This is a genomic window from Massilia sp. Se16.2.3, assembly GCF_014171595.1.
Classification (GTDB): Bacteria; Pseudomonadota; Gammaproteobacteria; order Burkholderiales; family Burkholderiaceae_D; genus Telluria.
In genome coordinates, this window is sequence record NZ_CP050451.1 from 959,584 (window position 1) to 975,915 (window position 16,332).

At 63.7% G+C, this 16,332-nt stretch carries 10 protein-coding genes and 1 pseudogene; 9 read left to right on the forward strand and 2 right to left on the reverse strand.

All coding sequences use genetic code 11. The features are described from left to right. Positions 1 to 86 precede the first annotated feature (86 nt). Positions 87 to 383, forward strand: coding sequence for a hypothetical protein (locus G4G31_RS04555; protein ID WP_182990480.1), 297 nt, complete (start codon positions 87 to 89; stop codon positions 381 to 383). On the opposite strand, the gene G4G31_RS04560 is transcribed toward G4G31_RS04555, so the two are convergent. Then, positions 358 to 822, reverse strand: a complete 465-nt coding sequence (locus G4G31_RS04560; RefSeq protein ID WP_182990481.1) for a GNAT family N-acetyltransferase — start codon at positions 820 to 822, stop codon at positions 358 to 360. The two genes, G4G31_RS04555 and G4G31_RS04560, sit on opposite strands and share 26 nt — an antisense overlap. Before the next feature lie 3 nt (positions 823 to 825). After that, positions 826 to 3,180: a Tex family protein gene (locus G4G31_RS04565; protein ID WP_182990482.1), complete on the reverse strand. Its 2,355-nt coding sequence runs from the start codon at positions 3,178 to 3,180 to the stop codon at positions 826 to 828. A 228-nt stretch (positions 3,181 to 3,408) separates the two neighbouring features. Between G4G31_RS04565 and G4G31_RS04570 the strand changes: the two genes are divergently transcribed. The 8 genes and pseudogenes from G4G31_RS04570 to G4G31_RS04595 all read left to right on the forward strand — a co-directional run bounded on the left by G4G31_RS04570 (position 3,409) and on the right by G4G31_RS04595 (position 16,249). After that, on the forward strand, positions 3,409 to 6,525 hold the full coding sequence (locus tag G4G31_RS04570) for a DEAD/DEAH box helicase (RefSeq protein ID WP_182990483.1): 3,117 nt from the start codon (positions 3,409 to 3,411) through the stop codon (positions 6,523 to 6,525). A gap of 287 nt (positions 6,526 to 6,812) precedes the next feature. After that, positions 6,813 to 7,616, forward strand: coding sequence for a histidine kinase dimerization/phospho-acceptor domain-containing protein (locus tag G4G31_RS04575; protein ID WP_229425352.1), 804 nt, complete (start codon positions 6,813 to 6,815; stop codon positions 7,614 to 7,616). Further along, positions 7,585 to 7,683, forward strand: a pseudogene (locus G4G31_RS28850) (hypothetical protein); the annotation flags it as partial. The gene G4G31_RS04575 and the pseudogene G4G31_RS28850, both read left to right, overlap by 32 nt. A gap of 19 nt (positions 7,684 to 7,702) precedes the next feature. After that, a complete protein-coding gene (locus tag G4G31_RS25190) occupies positions 7,703 to 8,017 on the forward strand; it encodes a sensor histidine kinase KdpD (RefSeq protein ID WP_229425353.1) in 315 nt (104 codons plus the stop codon). Continuing rightward, entirely contained in the window at positions 8,014 to 8,694 is a 681-nt protein-coding gene (locus G4G31_RS04580; protein ID WP_182990484.1) for a response regulator transcription factor, read from the forward strand. Before G4G31_RS25190 ends, G4G31_RS04580 begins: the two co-directional genes overlap by 4 nt. Positions 8,695 to 8,938: 244 nt before the next feature. Then, complete coding sequence (locus G4G31_RS04585; RefSeq protein WP_182990485.1) at positions 8,939 to 9,643, forward strand: transposase; 705 nt, start codon at positions 8,939 to 8,941, stop codon at positions 9,641 to 9,643. 303 nt (positions 9,644 to 9,946) lie between these two features. Then, the gene (locus G4G31_RS04590; protein WP_182991674.1) at positions 9,947 to 14,668 is read left to right on the forward strand and encodes a glutamate synthase-related protein; all 4,722 of its coding nucleotides are present in this window, start codon (positions 9,947 to 9,949) and stop codon (positions 14,666 to 14,668) included. A gap of 117 nt (positions 14,669 to 14,785) precedes the next feature. After that, positions 14,786 to 16,249: a glutamate synthase subunit beta gene (locus G4G31_RS04595; RefSeq protein ID WP_182990486.1), complete on the forward strand. Its 1,464-nt coding sequence runs from the start codon at positions 14,786 to 14,788 to the stop codon at positions 16,247 to 16,249. Positions 16,250 to 16,332 lie beyond the last annotated feature (83 nt).

The window sequence follows — 16,332 nt, forward strand, 5'->3', positions numbered from 1 at the left end:
GGTCCGCCGCCGCGGGGCAATTGCGGTATGATCGCCCCCGCTTTCCCTTTCCGCTTTTCCTCTTCCCGTACCGCTCGGAGTCATTCATGCAACAAGCCCCCCGTACCGCGCCTTCCGCGGGTTTCAATCTCCTGCTGGGCGTGCTGCTGGGCGCCCTCGGCGTGTTCCACCTGGCGACCGGCGCCCAAGGCGATGGCCTTGGCGGCATCCTGAAAGGGCTGGCGCTGCTGGCCTATGCCCTCGTGCTGGTACGCGACGCCCTGCACATCAGGAAAACCGGCCAGCCCGCCATGCCGCGCCGGCGCCTGAACACGATCGGCCTGGCTTGCCTCGCGCTGTATTTCGTTGGCGTGCTGGTCAAGAATGGTCCGGCAATGATGTAGGCTTGCCCAGGCAAACCGCATCTTCGCGGCCGACATAGCGCCCGTAATGCGGGATGACGCGGTAGCCGTGGCGTTCATAAAAAGCCACCGCGCGCAGGTTCACGCGGCGCGTCTCCAGCCAGATCTCGCGGTAACCGAAAGCCCGTGCCTGCGTTTCCAGCGCGGCCAGCAGCTGGCGGCCGGCGCCGCTGCCGGGCTGCGCATACATGCGCTTGATCTCGGCAACGTCGGCATCGAGCGGACGCAGGGCGCCGCAGCCGAGCGCCGTGCCTGACGCGTCGCGCGCCAGCAGGAACACGGCACGCGGCATGCGCACGTCGCCGGCATCGAAGGATGCCGCTCCGCTGTCGCCGCAGATCGCGGCCAGCGCCGCATCGAGCGCCGCGATGAGCGCCCGGGCCTCCAGGCTGTCCGGATCGGCGGGCGCGCAGGCGAGCATGGCTTACTTCTTCAGCTTGGCAAACGCCGCCGCCATCGCGCCGCTGCTCGGCGCCGGCGCCTCCCGTTCCTGGCGCCCGTGCTGGGCCACGCGCTTGCGGTCCTCGCGGTCGCCGCGCTGCTGCGGCTGCGCGCCCGGCTGCGGCGCCGCGTCCGACAGGCGCATGGTCAGCGCGATGCGTTTTCTCTTCGGGTCGACTTCCAGCACTTTGACTTTCACGACCTGGCCCGCCTTGACCACCGTGTGCGGATCCTTGACGAAGGTGTTCGACAGCGCCGAGATGTGCACCAGGCCATCCTGGTGCACGCCGATATCGACGAAGGCGCCGAAGGCGGCCACGTTGGTGACCACGCCTTCGAGGATCATGTCCGGACGCAGGTCCGAAATGGCTTCCACGCCTTCCTTGAAGGTGGCGGTGGTGAACTCGGGCCGCGGGTCGCGCCCCGGCTTTTCCAGTTCCTTCAGGATGTCGCTCACGGTCGGCACGCCGAATGTCTCGTCCGCATATTTGGCCGGATTCAGGGTCTTGATCAGGGAAGTGTCGCCAATGACCGCCTTCATGTCGCGCTTGACGTCGGCCAGGATCTTTTCCACCACCGGGTAGGACTCAGGGTGAACCGCCGAGGCGTCGAGCGGATTTTCGCCGCCCACCACGCGCAGGAAGCCCGCCGCCTGCTCGAAGGTTTTATCTCCCAGGCGCGGTACCTTCTTGAGGGCTGCGCGCGAGGGGAAGGCGCCCTTCATGTCGCGGTAGCTGACGATGCTCTGGGCCACGCTGGAAGACAGGCCGGAGACGCGCGCCAGCAGCGGTGCCGAGGCCGTGTTCACGTCCACGCCCACCGCGTTCACGCAATCCTCGACGACGGCGTCGAGCGAGCGCGCCAATTGCGTTTGCGAGACGTCGTGCTGGTACTGGCCGACGCCGATCGATTTCGGGTCGATTTTCACCAGTTCCGCCAGCGGATCCTGCAGGCGCCGGGCAATCGACACCGCGCCGCGGATCGAGACGTCCAGATCCGGCAGTTCGCGCGACGCGAATTCCGAGGCCGAGTACACCGAGGCGCCCGCTTCGGAAACGACGATCTTCGTGAGCTTGAGTTCGGGTCTCGCCTTGATCAGGTCTTGCGCCAGTTTATCCGTCTCGCGCGAAGCGGTGCCGTTGCCGATCGAGATCAGCGACACATTGTGTTTGGCCGCCAGCTGGCCCAGCACGTGCAAGGAACCATCCCAGTCGTTCCGCGGCTGGTGCGGGTAGATCGTCGCGGTGTCGACCACCTTGCCGGTGGCATCCACCACGGCGACCTTCACGCCCGTGCGCAGGCCGGGATCGAGGCCCATGGTCGCGCGCTGGCCGGCCGGTGCCGCCAGCAGCAGGGATTTCAAATTGCGCGCAAACACCTGGATGGCATCGAGTTCGGCCTTTTCGCGCAGGGCGCCCATCAATTCCGTCTCGATGTACATGAAGCTTTTCACGCGCCAAGTCCAGCGCGCGGTGTCGAGCAGCCATTTGTCGGCCGGACGCCCGCCCGCGCTAATGCCGAAGCGCGCGGCGATGCGGCCTTCGCAGGGGTTCAGGGGCGCGTCCCACTTTGGCTTTTCCGCCTCGCTGTCCAGGCGCAGGGTGACGTCGAGGATGCCTTCGCGGCGTCCGCGCATCAGCGCCAGCGCCCGGTGCGAAGGGATGTTCGCCAGCGGCTCGGAATAATCGAAATAGTCGGCGAACTTCTCGCCTTCGTCCTGCTTGCCCTCGACGACTTTCGAGTCGACCACGCCATGCTCCTGCACGTATTCGCGCAGCGACTGCAGCAGGGTCGCGTCTTCGGCGAAACGCTCCATCAGGATCTGGCGCGCGCCGTCCAGGGCTGCCTTGGTGTCCGGTACGCCCGGATTGTTGACGCCGTCGGCATTCGTGAACGCCTCGCGCAGGTATTGCGCCGCCAGCGTTTCCGGGTTGAGCGTCGGGTCGGCCAGCAGCGCGTCGGCCAGCGGAGACAAGCCCGCTTCGACCGCGATCTGCGCCTTGGTGCGGCGCTTCTGTTTATAGGGCAGGTATAAATCTTCCAGGCGTGTCTTGTCCTCGGCCAGTGCGATCGCTTCGAGCAATGCCGGCGTCATCTTGTTCTGTTCGGTGATCGATTCGATGATCGCGGCGCGCCGGTCTTCCAGCTCGCGCAGGTAGCGCAGGCGCTCTTCCAGCAGGCGCAACTGGATGTCGTCGAGGCCGCCCGTGGCTTCCTTGCGGTAGCGCGCGATGAAGGGAACGGTGGCGCCTTCATCCAGCAGGGCGATGGCGGCGGCCACTTGCGCCGGCTTGGCGGCGAGCTCAATGGCGAGACGTTGTTCGATGGTAGGCAGCATGGGACAGCAATCCGTGGTGAGCGTGAGTCAGGCGGGCAATGATACGCAAACCGGCGCAATGCGCCAGTCTTGACAGCCACCCCTGAACATGCACCCATGCATCGTGGATGTGGTGAAATTTCATGCAGTAAAGATTTCTCGGCTACGTGCGATTCCGAACAAAACTGAAGTGCCCGTATGAGAGATAATGTCGTTTGTTGTTTTTTTTCATACAGACTCCAGAGACCCATGCACACAGTTGATTCCCCACGCGAACACGCGAGCGATGCCCCGGCACCGCGCGCGACGCCGGCACGCGCCCCTGCACTGCCCGCACCGGTGGCGACCTGGCTGCAACGGGTGGAGGCGGCTGCCCATCCGCAACCGAAGCTGACCATCGAAGTTGCCGATCCGAAGGCCACCCAGTACAAATTTGTGTACGTGATGGCGCCCACCAGTGGCGGTCGCCACGTCGCTGTCTGCCTGTGCAAGGCCAGGTTGCGCCCAAATGGCGAGGTGGCGGCGGCCAGCCCGGTCAACGAAGTGTTTTCGCTGCTGTCGGCACCGCCGGCCTATCTGGAGGGTGAAGACGAAGACCTGGTGCGTTTCTTCATCGCCATGCGCAGCGGTTCCTCGCAGAGCACCAGCGCCACCGAGCCGAAGGGCAAGGTTGGCGCCATCCTGCTCGAGATGCTGCTCGCGCAAGGAAAATTGTTGTGGGCGAACTCCTGGTCCGATATGGCCAATGGCCTCGTGTACCCGTTGCAGGCCGGGCCGACCCGGCAAGCCAACCTTGCTTGGCGCGACGAAGGCCGCGCGGTCAAGCTCGGCTGGTCGGTGGAGCCGGCCAATGGCGCCAATCACCCCGGCGCCGACCTGATCGACTACATGCTGCCGACCGATCCGCCCTGGTACATCGACAACCTGTCCTGCGGGCCCTTGTCCCTGAACCGTGGCGGCGTCGACATTTCCCTGGCCGAGCTGCAAGCCCTGGTGGCCCAAGCGCCTGTCCTCACCGGCAACGACAAGAAACGCGTCTCGCAATTGCTGCTGGCCCATGGCCTGCAAGCCTTGATGCCCTTGCCGCAGCCGCTGACCCAGCGCCTGCGCGACGACGTGCTGCCGCAGCCTTTCCTGATGCTCGATGCGGTGGCCCTGGCCGACAGCGGCAGCCAGCGCTGGCACGATTTCGCCGTGCTTTCGTTCGATTACGACGGCCAGCGGGTGTCTTTCGATCCGGCCCAGCGCGTGGTGCGCCAGATCGGCGACGTCACCGAAATCATCGAACGCCATGCCGCCGCGGAGGCGCAGGCGCTCGAGAAACTGACTGAACTCGGCTTCCGCAAGCCCGCCACCGCGCCCCTGAACGGTGTGGCTGGCGCCTTGCAGCTCGACAGCCAGGCGCACTGGCTGCGCTTTGCCGAAAACGACCTCGATGCCTTGCTCGATGCCGGCTGGCACCTGCAGAAATCGAACAAATACCGCTACGACGTGGTGCCGGTCGAGGACTGGTATGCCGAGATCGACGAACCCGAGGAAGCGGGCAAAGCCTGGTTCGAACTGGAACTGGGGATCATCGTCAATCGCCAGCGCGTGCCGCTGCTGCCGGTGCTGGTGCAACTCATCCGCAACGCGCCGCTCGAATTCGACCCGGCCGTGCTGGCCGCGCACGGCGAAACCGACCAGATGCTGGCTACGCTGCCGGAAGGCCTGCGCGTCGCCCTGCCGTGGGCGCGCGTGAAACCGATCCTGGCCACGCTGGGCGAACTGTATTTCAACGACAAGATCAAGAACCGCGTACGCCTGTCGACGCTCGACGCCAGCCGCCTGGAAGAACTGGCGCGCAGCGTCGAATTGCGCTGGTCCGGCGGCGAGCAACTGCGCGAAACCGGCCGCAAGCTGAGCCAGTTCGGCTCGGTGAAGAAGGTCGCTGCGCCCGCCGGCCTGCAGGCTACCCTGCGCGACTACCAGCTCGACGGCCTGTCGTGGATGCAGTTCCTGCGCGAATACGACCTGGCCGGCATCCTTGCCGACGACATGGGTCTCGGCAAAACCGTGCAGACGCTCGCCCATATCCTGACGGAAAAGGAAGCGGGCCGCCTGACGCACCCGGCTCTCGTCATCGCGCCGACCAGCCTGATGACCAACTGGCAGGAGGAAGCCGCCCGCTTCGCGCCGAGCCTGCGCGTATTGCTGCTGCAGGGCAAGGAACGGATGGACCTGTTCGACCAGATTGAACAAAGCGACATCGTGCTGACCACCTACGCGCTGCTGCCCCGCGACGAGGAAAAGCTGCGCGAGCACCATTACCACCTGGTGATCCTGGACGAATCGCACTACATCAAGAACACCCGCTCGAAGGCGGCGCAGACGGCCGGCTCGCTCAGTGCCAACCACCGCCTGTGCCTGACCGGCACGCCGCTGGAAAACCACCTGGGCGAATTGTGGTCGCAGTTCCATTTCCTGCTGCCGGGCCTGCTGGGCGAAGAAAAAGCCTTCAATACCCAGTTCCGCCACCCGATCGAGCGCCAGGACGACCCGGTGCGCCGCACCCTGTTGAATCGCCGCATTCGCCCCTTCCTGCTGCGTCGCACGAAAGACAATGTGGCCAAGGAATTGCCGGAGAAAACGGAAATGGTGCGCCGCGTGGAACTCACCGGCCCCCAGCGCGACCTGTACGAAACCGTGCGCCTGGCAATGGACAAGAAGGTGCGCGAGGAAATCGACCGCAAGGGCGTGGCGCGCAGCCAGATCGTCATTCTCGAAGCCTTGCTGAAACTGCGGCAAGTCTGCTGCGACCCGCGCCTGGTGAAAACCATGCCTTCCAAAAAGAACACGGCCGCGATATCCGCCAAGCTGACCGACCTGATGCAGATGGTTGACGATTTGCTGGAAGAAGGCCGCAAGATTCTTGTCTTCTCGCAGTTCACCAGCATGCTGGCGCTGATCGAGGAAGAACTGGCTGCGCGTGGCATCCGCTATGCCCTCCTCACCGGCGAAACGCGCGACCGTTCGGCGCAGGTGGCTGCCTTCCAGCAGGGTGCGGTGCCTATTTTCCTGATCAGCCTGAAAGCGGGCGGCGTCGGCCTGAACTTGACGGCCGCCGACACCGTCATCCACTACGACCCGTGGTGGAACCCGGCGGCGGAAAACCAGGCGACCGACCGTGCCTGGCGCATCGGCCAGGACAAGCCGGTGTTCGTCTATAAACTGATCGCGAAAGGCACGCTGGAAGAAAAAATCCAGCAGCTGCAGCAGAAAAAGTCGGAACTGGCGCAGTCGATCCTGGCCGAAGGCGAGTCGCAGAAGATGGCGCTCACCCAGGAAGACCTGCAAGCGATCTTCGCCCCGCTCGACGAGCAGTAGGCCACACGCGACGCAGTGCCCCGGCCGCCCGCCACGCCACCTTTTTCCCGGCCTTGTTGGCTGTTCCGGGACAGAAGGCGGCTGGCGGGCGGCGTGCATTTCGGGGCGCCGGATGGGTCCCGGCACGCTGCCATTTAACAACGTTTAACGTTTTGTAGTAATGTTCAATTTTAAGTAAATAATATTGCTGCAACGCCTGCCTATACAAAAAGCCGTTGCCAGCGATATACTCGTTGGCTGCAAGCATCCTGGGTAAGCCAGGTTTCCACATTTTTGGAAGGTATTGGATGAACCGCAGTGCCAGCATCGACTGTTCCGGCAATGCCGGTCCGCAACTGGCCGAGCAGTTCCGCGTCATCGCCGAGCTCGGCGGCGACATCGCCTTCAGCATCGATTGCGCCAGCGGTGAATTGCGCTACGTCAGCCCTGCGATCGAACAACTGCTCGGATACACCCCTGCCGAAGTCATCGCCGGCTTCATGCCGGACGCCCGTGGTCCGCTTGCCGGGCTGGTCGCCGGCTTGCCGGAACGGATGCGCCGCCTGCGTGCCGGCGACCGCAGCCGTTTGCGCCTGGTGCGCCAGACCGAGCTGCGCGGTCCGCACGGCTATCCGGTGCCGGTGGAGATCATCTCGTCGCTGCTGTGCGGCGATGACGGCGAACCGTCGGCCCTCGTCGGCCTGGTGCGCGACCTGTCGCCACGGCGCCTGCGCGAAGCCGAGCAGAAGCGCTTTGCCAGCATGCTCAACCACGAGTTCCGCACGCCGCTCTCGACCATCGACGGAGCGATCCAGCGCCTTGAGGCGACCGCGACCCATGCCGACGAATCCACCCGTGCCCGCTACCGCAAGATTGCCCTCGCCACCGATCGCCTGATCGCCATGCTCGACGACTATCTGTCGCCCGAGCGCATGGCAAGTATCGGCGCCGAGCGCCAGCCGACCTCGCTGGCACCAGGCGTGCTGCTGGAAGAAGGTGCGGCCCGGTGCGCGCCGCCGGACGCGTCGCCAGCATCCACACCGGGAACTGCCGGCCGCGCTGCGTTGCGAGCCGGAAGGCTTGCGCCTGGTTCTGAAGGTCCTGGTCGATAATGCGATTGCGTATTCGCCGCCGCTATCGACCGTCACCCTGTCCGGCCGCCTGGCCGCCAGCGGCATCGAACTGGCGGTGCGCGACCATGGCCCGGGCGTGCCGCCGGGCGAAGCCGAGCGCGTGTTCGAAAAAGTTCTACCGCGGCAGCAACGCCGCCGGGTTGCCCGGCAGCGGGCTTGGCCTGTACATGGCGCGCTCGGTGGTCGAAGTCCATGGCGGCGTGCTCAGCCTCGTCAGCCCGCCGGGCGGCGGCGCCGAGTTCCGCATCTGGTTGCCGGTGGCGGCGTCCAGCCTCGCCGGCGCCAGGCAGCTTGCGCGGCAACAGCCGAGCAGTGATAATCCCGTGCGACCTGTCATTACGGACAGGGAAGCCAACACGAAGAACATGGCCACTCCATGACGCAGATACTGATTGTTGAAGACAATGGCGACTACGCCGGCGACATGGCCGAGTTCCTCCGCGAACTCGACCACGAAGTCACCATCGCCACGTCTGCCGGCGAAATGTGGGCCGCGCTGACCCGCACGCCGGCCGCCGTCGTCGTGCTCGACCTCGGCCTGCCGGATGAAGACGGTTTTACCGTGATTCCGCGCATGCGCCAGCTGTATCCCGAAATCGGTTTACTGGTACTGACCGGACGTGTCGCCTTCGATAACCGCATTCTCGGCTTGCAGCTGGGGGCCGATCACTATCTCACCAAGCCGATCAAGTTCCCCGAACTGGCCGCCCACATCGAGGCGCTGGGCCGGCGCGTGCGTCCGAGCGAACCGGCCCCGGCGCCCATCAAATGGACCTTGCGCGTGAGCGCGCGCCAGCTGGAACTGACCGGCAAGGTGATCGACCTGACCGAAAAGGAATTCAATTTCCTGCACCTGCTGACCATCAACACCCGCCCGGTTCCGCGCGCGACGATCGTCGCCGGCATGGGCGGCGACGACCCGGACGCCAGCCGCCGCGTCGACATGCTGGTGTATCGCCTGCGCAAGAAGGCGCGTACCGTGCTGGGCGAAGATTTGCCGCTGCGCAGTGCGTATGGAGAAGGGTATAGCTTGTCGGCGGGGTTTACGCTGGCGTAGTTGCTTTGCAGTTGTAGGGTGGGCTCTCGAGCCCACGCGGTATAGGACTATTGCATGCGAGGGACTTGGCAACCACCCCGATGCGCGAACGTTGGACAGCGTGGGCACGAGTGCCTCGCCGGCCGCGCCCACCCTACAAAATCGGGACAGAGTCGTATCTGATCCCGGGCCGTGCCAAATCAATTGGGGACACAGCCGCACGAGCGCGCTAGAATAGGCAAATCCGCCTATATCGATCCTCATCATGGCCCGCCAACCTCGCCTCATCCTCCCGAAACAGCCCCACCATATCGTCCAGCGCGGCAATAACTCACAGGCCGTGTTCCGCGAACCCGAGGATTACGAACGTTTTCTCGGCTGGCTGAAGGAAGCGGCGAAGTTCTACCGCGTCGCCATCCACGCCTATGCCCTGCTGCCGAACCACGTGCACCTGCTGGCCACGCCCGACGACGAGGCAGGTCTGGCGGCCATGATGCAAAAGCTCGGCCGCTTCTATGTTCCCTGGTTCAATAACAAATACGCCCGCACCGGCGGCCTGTTCGAAGGCCGTTTCCGTACCGCCGTGGTCGATACCGACCGTCATTTCCTGATGTGTAGCCGTTTTATCGAGCTGGCGCCGGTGCGCGAAGGCGAGGTGGCCGACCCGGCCTTTCACGCCTGGTCGAGCTATGCGCATCACGCCGGGCTGCGTCCAAGCGAGGTCGTTACGGACCACGCCCTGTTCTGGAGACTGGGCAATACGCCCTTCCAGCGCGAAGCAGCCTATATCGACCTGGTCGGGCAGGGCATTGCCGCGGACGAGCTGGAACAGATCGCCGGCGCCGTGCGCAAGGGCCAGCCGCTCGGCTCGCACGCCTTCAAACTCGAGCTCGAGCGCAAGAGCGGGCGCCGCATCCTGCCCGCCAAGCGTGGACGACCCTTCAAGGTCCAGCCGCCGCTCTCCCTGTAAAGATCACTGCCGCGCTGCAGCGCAGCGCGTAGCGTCCGCCCGCATCTGCCGTCCGCCAGTTCAGCACAGGGGAAACGACGAAAAAGCGGGCTCGCAATTTCCTGCCGCCGAGCTCCGCCAAAAATGAATTTTCGCTGTCGAGAGGGCGTCTGTTTCGCTGCTTTCCGACCTGTCCCCAATTGGATGTTCACGATCCAAGTCAGCAGTTAATTCTACTCCGACCCCTATTGTTGTTCTTGCCGTCTCTGTTGCGTTGCACTATTCTCGGCTTTCAACCCCTGAAAAAGCTGTGGAGAGATGCGCATGATTGCCCAAGGTTTATACGATCCCGCCAATGAACACGACGCCTGTGGTGTCGGCTTCATCGCCCATATCAAGGGCAACAAAAGCCATTCCATCATCGACCAGGGTTTATTGATCCTGAAAAACCTGGACCACCGCGGTGCCGTCGGCGCCGATCCGCTGATGGGCGACGGTGCCGGCATCCTGATCCAGATTCCCGACGAATACTTCCGCGACGAGATGGCAAAGCAGGGCGTGGAGCTGCCGCCGCCCGGCGAATACGGCGTCGGCATGGTGTTCCTGCCGAAGGAACACGCCTCGCGCATCGCCTGCGAACAGGAAATCGAACGCGCCGTGCGCATCGAGGGCCAGGTCGTGCTCGGCTGGCGCAACGTGCCGGTCGACGACAGCATGCCGATGTCGCCGCGCGTGCGCGCCAAGGAACCGGTGATCCGCCAGATTTTCATCGGCCGCGGCCCCGACATCATGGTGACCGATGCGCTGGAACGGAAGCTGTACGTGATCCGCAAGTCCTCCGGCCACGCGATTCAGGCGCTGAAACTCCTGCACGGCAAGGAATTCTTCGTGCCCTCGATGTCGGCGCGCACGATCGTCTATAAAGGCCTGCTGCTGGCCGACCAGGTTGGCGTCTATTACAAGGATCTGCAGGATCCGCGCTGTGTCTCGGCCCTGGCACTGGTGCACCAGCGTTTTTCGACGAACACTTTTCCGGAATGGCCGCTGGCCCACCCCTACCGCCTGATCGCGCATAACGGCGAGATCAACACCGTCAAGGGCAATTTCAACTGGACCCGCGCGCGCGAAGGGATGATGAAGTCCGCCGTGCTCGGCGACGACCTGCATAAACTCTTCCCGCTGATTTACGAAGGCCAGTCCGATACCGCCTGCTTCGACAATGCGCTCGAATTGCTGGTCATGGCCGGTTATCCGATCGCCCAGGCGATGATGATCATGATTCCCGAAGCCTGGGAAAACCATACGTCCATGGACGACAACCGCAAGGCATTCTATGAATACCATGCGGCGATGATGGAGCCCTGGGACGGCCCGGCCGCGATGGCATTTACCGACGGGCGCCATATTGGCGGCACGCTGGACCGCAACGGCCTGCGTCCGGCGCGCTATGTCGTCACCGAAGACGACCTGGTCATCATGGCGTCCGAATCGGGCGTGTTGCCGATTCCGGAATCGCGCATCGTCAAGAAATGGCGTCTGCAGCCAGGGAAAATGTTCCTGATCGACCTCGAAGCGGGCCGCATCATCGACGATAAGGAATTGAAAGACACCTATTCCAACGCCAAGCCGTATAAAGCCTGGATCAAGTCGGTGCGCATCAAGCTCGGCGAAATCAAGCTGTCCGAGTCGCAGTTGGCGCAGGGCCGGGTAAAAGACCAGCCGGCACAGGGCGACAAGGCCGCCATTTCGCTGCTCGACCGCCAGCAGGCCTTCGGTTATACACAGGAAGACCTGAAATTCCTGATGGCGCCGATGGCGGTACTGGCCGAAGAGGCAACCGGTTCGATGGGCAACGATTCGCCCCTGGCCGTGATGTCGAACAAGCTCAAACCTTTGTATAACTACTTTAAACAGTTGTTTGCACAGGTAACGAATCCGCCGATCGACCCGATCCGCGAAAGCATGGTGATGTCGCTGGTCTCCTTCATCGGACCAAAGCCAAATTTGCTCGACACGAACAACGTCAACCCGCCGATGCGCCTGGAAGTGTCGCAGCCGGTGCTCGGTTTCGACGACATGGCGCGCCTGCGCGCGATCAGCCTGCACACCGGTGGCAAATTCAAATCCTACGAACTGAATATCTGCTACCCGACCGCCTGGGGCAAAGAGGGTATCGAAGCCTCGCTCGCCTCGCTGTGCGCGGAAGCGGTCGACGCCGTGAAATCCGGCCACAACATCCTGATCGTGTCTGACCGCGCACTGTCCGGCGAACGGGTCGCGATTCCCGCGCTGCTGGCCACCTCCACCATCCACCAGCACCTGGTGGCACGCGGCCTGCGCGCCTCGACCGGCCTGGTGGTGGAAACCGGTTCGGCGCGCGAAACCCACCATTTCGCGCTGCTGGCAGGGTATGGCGCCGAAGCCGTGCACCCCTATCTGGCGCTGGAAACCCTGGTCGACCTGGCCCAGCACCTGCCGCACCCGATGGAGCCAGCCACCGCGACCTATAACTACACCAAGGCGATCGGCAAGGGCTTGCTGAAGGTGATGTCGAAAATGGGTATCTCGACTTATATGTCGTATTGCGGCGCGCAGATTTTCGAAGCCGTCGGCCTGAACAAGTCGCTGGTCGACAAATACTTCCGCGGCACTTCGTCCACCGTCGAGGGCATTGGCCTGTTTGAAGTGGCGGAAGAAGCGCTGCGCCTGCACCAGCTGGCCTTCGGTAACGATCCACTGCTGGCCCATGCCCTCGACACCGGCGGCGAATACGCCTTCCGCGTGCGCGGCGAAGACCATATGTGGACGCCGGACGCGATCGCGAAACTGCAGCATTCGACGCGTGCCAACAATTTCAGCACCTATAAGGAATATGCCCAGCTGATCAACGACCAGAGCCGCCGCCACCTGACGCTGCGCGGCCTGTTCGAATTCAGGATCGATCCGAGCAAAGCGATTCCCCTCGGTGAAGTCGAGCCGGCGAAGGAAATCGTCAAGCGTTTCGTGACCGGCGCGATGTCGCTCGGTTCGATTTCGACGGAAGCGCACGCGACGCTGGCAATCGCCATGAACCGCATCGGCGGCAAGAGCAATACGGGCGAGGGCGGCGAAGATCCGCGCCGCTACCTGAACGAATTCAAGGGCATCAAGATCAGCAAGGGCGAGACCCTGGCTTCGGTATTGGGATCGGATCGCGTCGCGGTGGACATTCCTCTGGAAGACGGCGATTCGCTGCGCTCGAAAATCAAGCAGGTAGCATCGGGCCGTTTCGGCGTGACCGCCGAATACCTGAACGCGGCCGATCAAATCCAGATCAAGATGGCGCAGGGTGCGAAACCGGGCGAAGGCGGCCAGCTGCCGGGCCACAAAGTATCGGAATACATCGCGTCCTTGCGTTTCTCGGTACCGGGTGTCGGCCTGATCTCTCCGCCGCCGCACCACGATATTTATTCGATCGAAGACCTGGCGCAGCTGATCCACGATCTGAAAAATGCGAATCCGAACGCCTCGATTTCCGTGAAGCTGGTGTCGGAAGTGGGCATCGGTACCGTGGCCGCGGGCGTGTCGAAGGCCAAGGCCGACCACGTGGTGGTGGCCGGTCACGACGGCGGCACGGGCGCTTCGCCGCTGTCGTCGGTGAAGCATGCCGGCACGCCATGGGAGCTGGGTCTTGCCGAGACGCAGCAAACCCTGGTGCTGAACGGCTTGCGCAGCCGCATCCGCGTGCAGGCCGACGGACAAATGAAGACGGGGCGCGATGTGGTGATTGCCGCCATGCTGGGCGCCGACGAGATCGGTTTTGCGACGGCGCCGCTGGTGGTGGAAGGCTGCATCATGATGCGCAAGTGCCACCTGAACACTTGCCCGGTCGGCGTCGCCACGCAAGACCCAGTGTTGCGCGCGAAGTTCCAGGGGAAACCGGAACACGTGGTGAATTACTTCTTCTTTGTCGCCGAAGAGGCGCGCCAGTTGATGGCGCAGCTGGGCATCCGCACCTATGAGGAACTGATCGGCCGCGCCGACCTGCTCGACAAATCGCAGGCGATCGGCCACTGGAAGGCGCAGGGTCTGGATTTCAGCAACATCTTCTACCAGCCGAAGAGCGATGCGCCACATAACCTGTTCCACAGCGACGCCCAGGACCACGGCCTCGACCGCGCGCTCGACCATAAGCTGATCGCGCAGGCCAAGGCGGCGCTGGAGAAGGGCGAACGCGTCTCCTTCATTTCGCCGGTGAAAAACGTGAACCGCACGGTGGGTACCATGCTCTCGGGTGAGGTGGCCAAGCGCTACGGTCATGCCGGGCTGCCCGACGACACCATCCACATCCAGCTGCAGGGTACGGCCGGGCAATCGGCGGCGGCCTTCCTGGCGGCCGGCATCACGCTCGACCTGGTGGGAGAGGGTAATGACTACGTCGCCAAGGGCTTGTCGGGCGGGCGCGTGATCGTGCGTCCGAACACCGAGTTCCGCGGCTGGGCGGTGGACAACATCATCGTCGGCAACACCGTGCTGTACGGCGCGATTTCCGGCGAAGCCTTCATCAATGGCGTGGCCGGCGAACGCTTCGCCGTGCGCAATTCGGGCGCCACGGCCGTCGTCGAGGGCCTGGGTGACCATGGCTGCGAGTACATGACTGGCGGCACCGTGGTCGTGCTGGGCGAAACCGGGCGCAATTTCGCAGCGGGCATGTCCGGCGGCGTCGCCTATGTCTACGATCCGAAGGACGAGTTCGCCGGCCGCTGCAACACGACCATGGTCAACCTCGAGCGTGTGGCGTCGACCAAGGAACAGTCGGATGTGTCGAGCTGGCACAGCGCCACCCGCAACGGCGCACGCGAATCGGACGAAGCGATCCTGCGCCGCCTGATCGAGCGTCACTTCAAGTACACGGGCAGCACCCGCGCACGCAACCTGCTCGACGACTGGGCCAACAGCCGCGGCAAGTTCGTCAAGGTCTTCCCGACCGACTACAAGCGCGCGCTGGAAGAAATGCACAACAGCAGCATGGAAGAAGCGAACGACAAGGTCGAGCTCGCGGCGTAAACGTATGCGCATACCGTAGGGTGGGCGGCTTTGCCGCCCACGCGTTCAACGATCGCATGCTGTACTGCGCAAATGATAAAACCGGTTTATTCCGGCATCGCATCAAAGGATAACAACGTGGGCAAAATCACCGGCTTCATGGAATTCGCGCGTCAGGAAGAAGATCACCTCGACCCTGGCGCACGCCTCAAGAACTACAAGGAATTCGTCATCACCCTGACCGATGCGCAGGCCAAGGTGCAGGGCGCGCGCTGCATGGATTGCGGCATCCCCTTTTGCAACACGGGCTGCCCGGTCAACAACATGATCCCGGACTGGAACGACCTGGTCTACCACAGCAACTACGCGGCCGCGGTCGAGAACCTGCACTCGACGAATAATTTCCCGGAATTCACGGGACGCGTCTGCCCGGCCCCCTGCGAGGCGGCTTGCACGCTCAACATCAACAATGAACCGGTCGGCATCAAGTCGATCGAGCGCAAGATCGCCGATGCCGGCTGGGAACGCGGCCTCATCACGGCGCAGCCGGCTGCCGTAAAAACAGGCAAGACGGTGGCGGTCGTCGGCTCCGGTCCTGCCGGCCTGGCCGCCGCCCAGCAACTGGCGCGCGCCGGCCACGCCGTGACGGTATTCGAGAAGAGCGACCGCATCGGCGGCCTGCTGCGCTACGGCATCCCCGACTTCAAGATGGAAAAGGACCTGATCGACCGCCGCATCGCCCAAATGCAGGAAGAGGGCGTGACCTTCCGCACCAGCGTCCTGATCGGCAAGGATTTCCCCGCCAGCGTCAGCAACATGGCACGCGACACCATCTTCCCGGAAGACCTGCATAAGGACTTCGACGCCGTCGTCATGGCTGGCGGCGCCGAGCAGCCGCGCGACTTGCCGGTACCCGGGCGCGAACTGAAGGGCGTGCATTTCGCGATGGATTTCCTGCCGCAGCAGAACCGCGTGAATGCCGGCGATAAATTGAAAGACCAGTTGAAAGCGGCCGGCAAGCACGTGGTCGTGATTGGCGGCGGCGATACCGGTTCGGACTGCGTCGGCACCTCGAACCGCCATGGCGCCGCTTCCGTCACCCAGTTCGAACTGATGCCGCAGCCGCCGGAACTCGAAAACAAGCCGCTGGTCTGGCCTTACTGGCCAACGCGCCTGCGCACCTCGTCCTCGCACGAGGAAGGCTGCGAGCGCGACTGGGCAGTGGCCACCAAGCGCTTCGAGGGCAGGAACGGCAAGGTGGAAAAGCTGATCGCCTGCCGCGTCGAGTGGAAGGACGGCAAGATGATTGAAGTTCCCGGCAGCGAATTCGAAATGAAAGCCGACCTGGTGCTATTGGCCATGGGATTCGTGTCGCCGGTACAGCAGGTGCTGGACGCCTTTGGCGTGCAGAAGGATGCGCGCGGCAATGCGCGGGCGCCGGTCGAAGGCGAGACGGCGTACCAGACCTCGGTGCCGAAGGTGTTCGTTGCCGGCGACATGCGCCGCGGCCAGTCGCTGGTGGTGTGGGCAATCCGCGAAGGACGCCAGTGCGCCCGCGCCGTCGACGAATTCCTGATGGGCACGTCGGTGCTGCCGCGCTGACATGCCGTGCTCGGCTGCGCATCGGGAACCCTGGCCCCATGCGCAGCGCCTGTCAATACACTGATGTTGTAAGGAAATGTTAG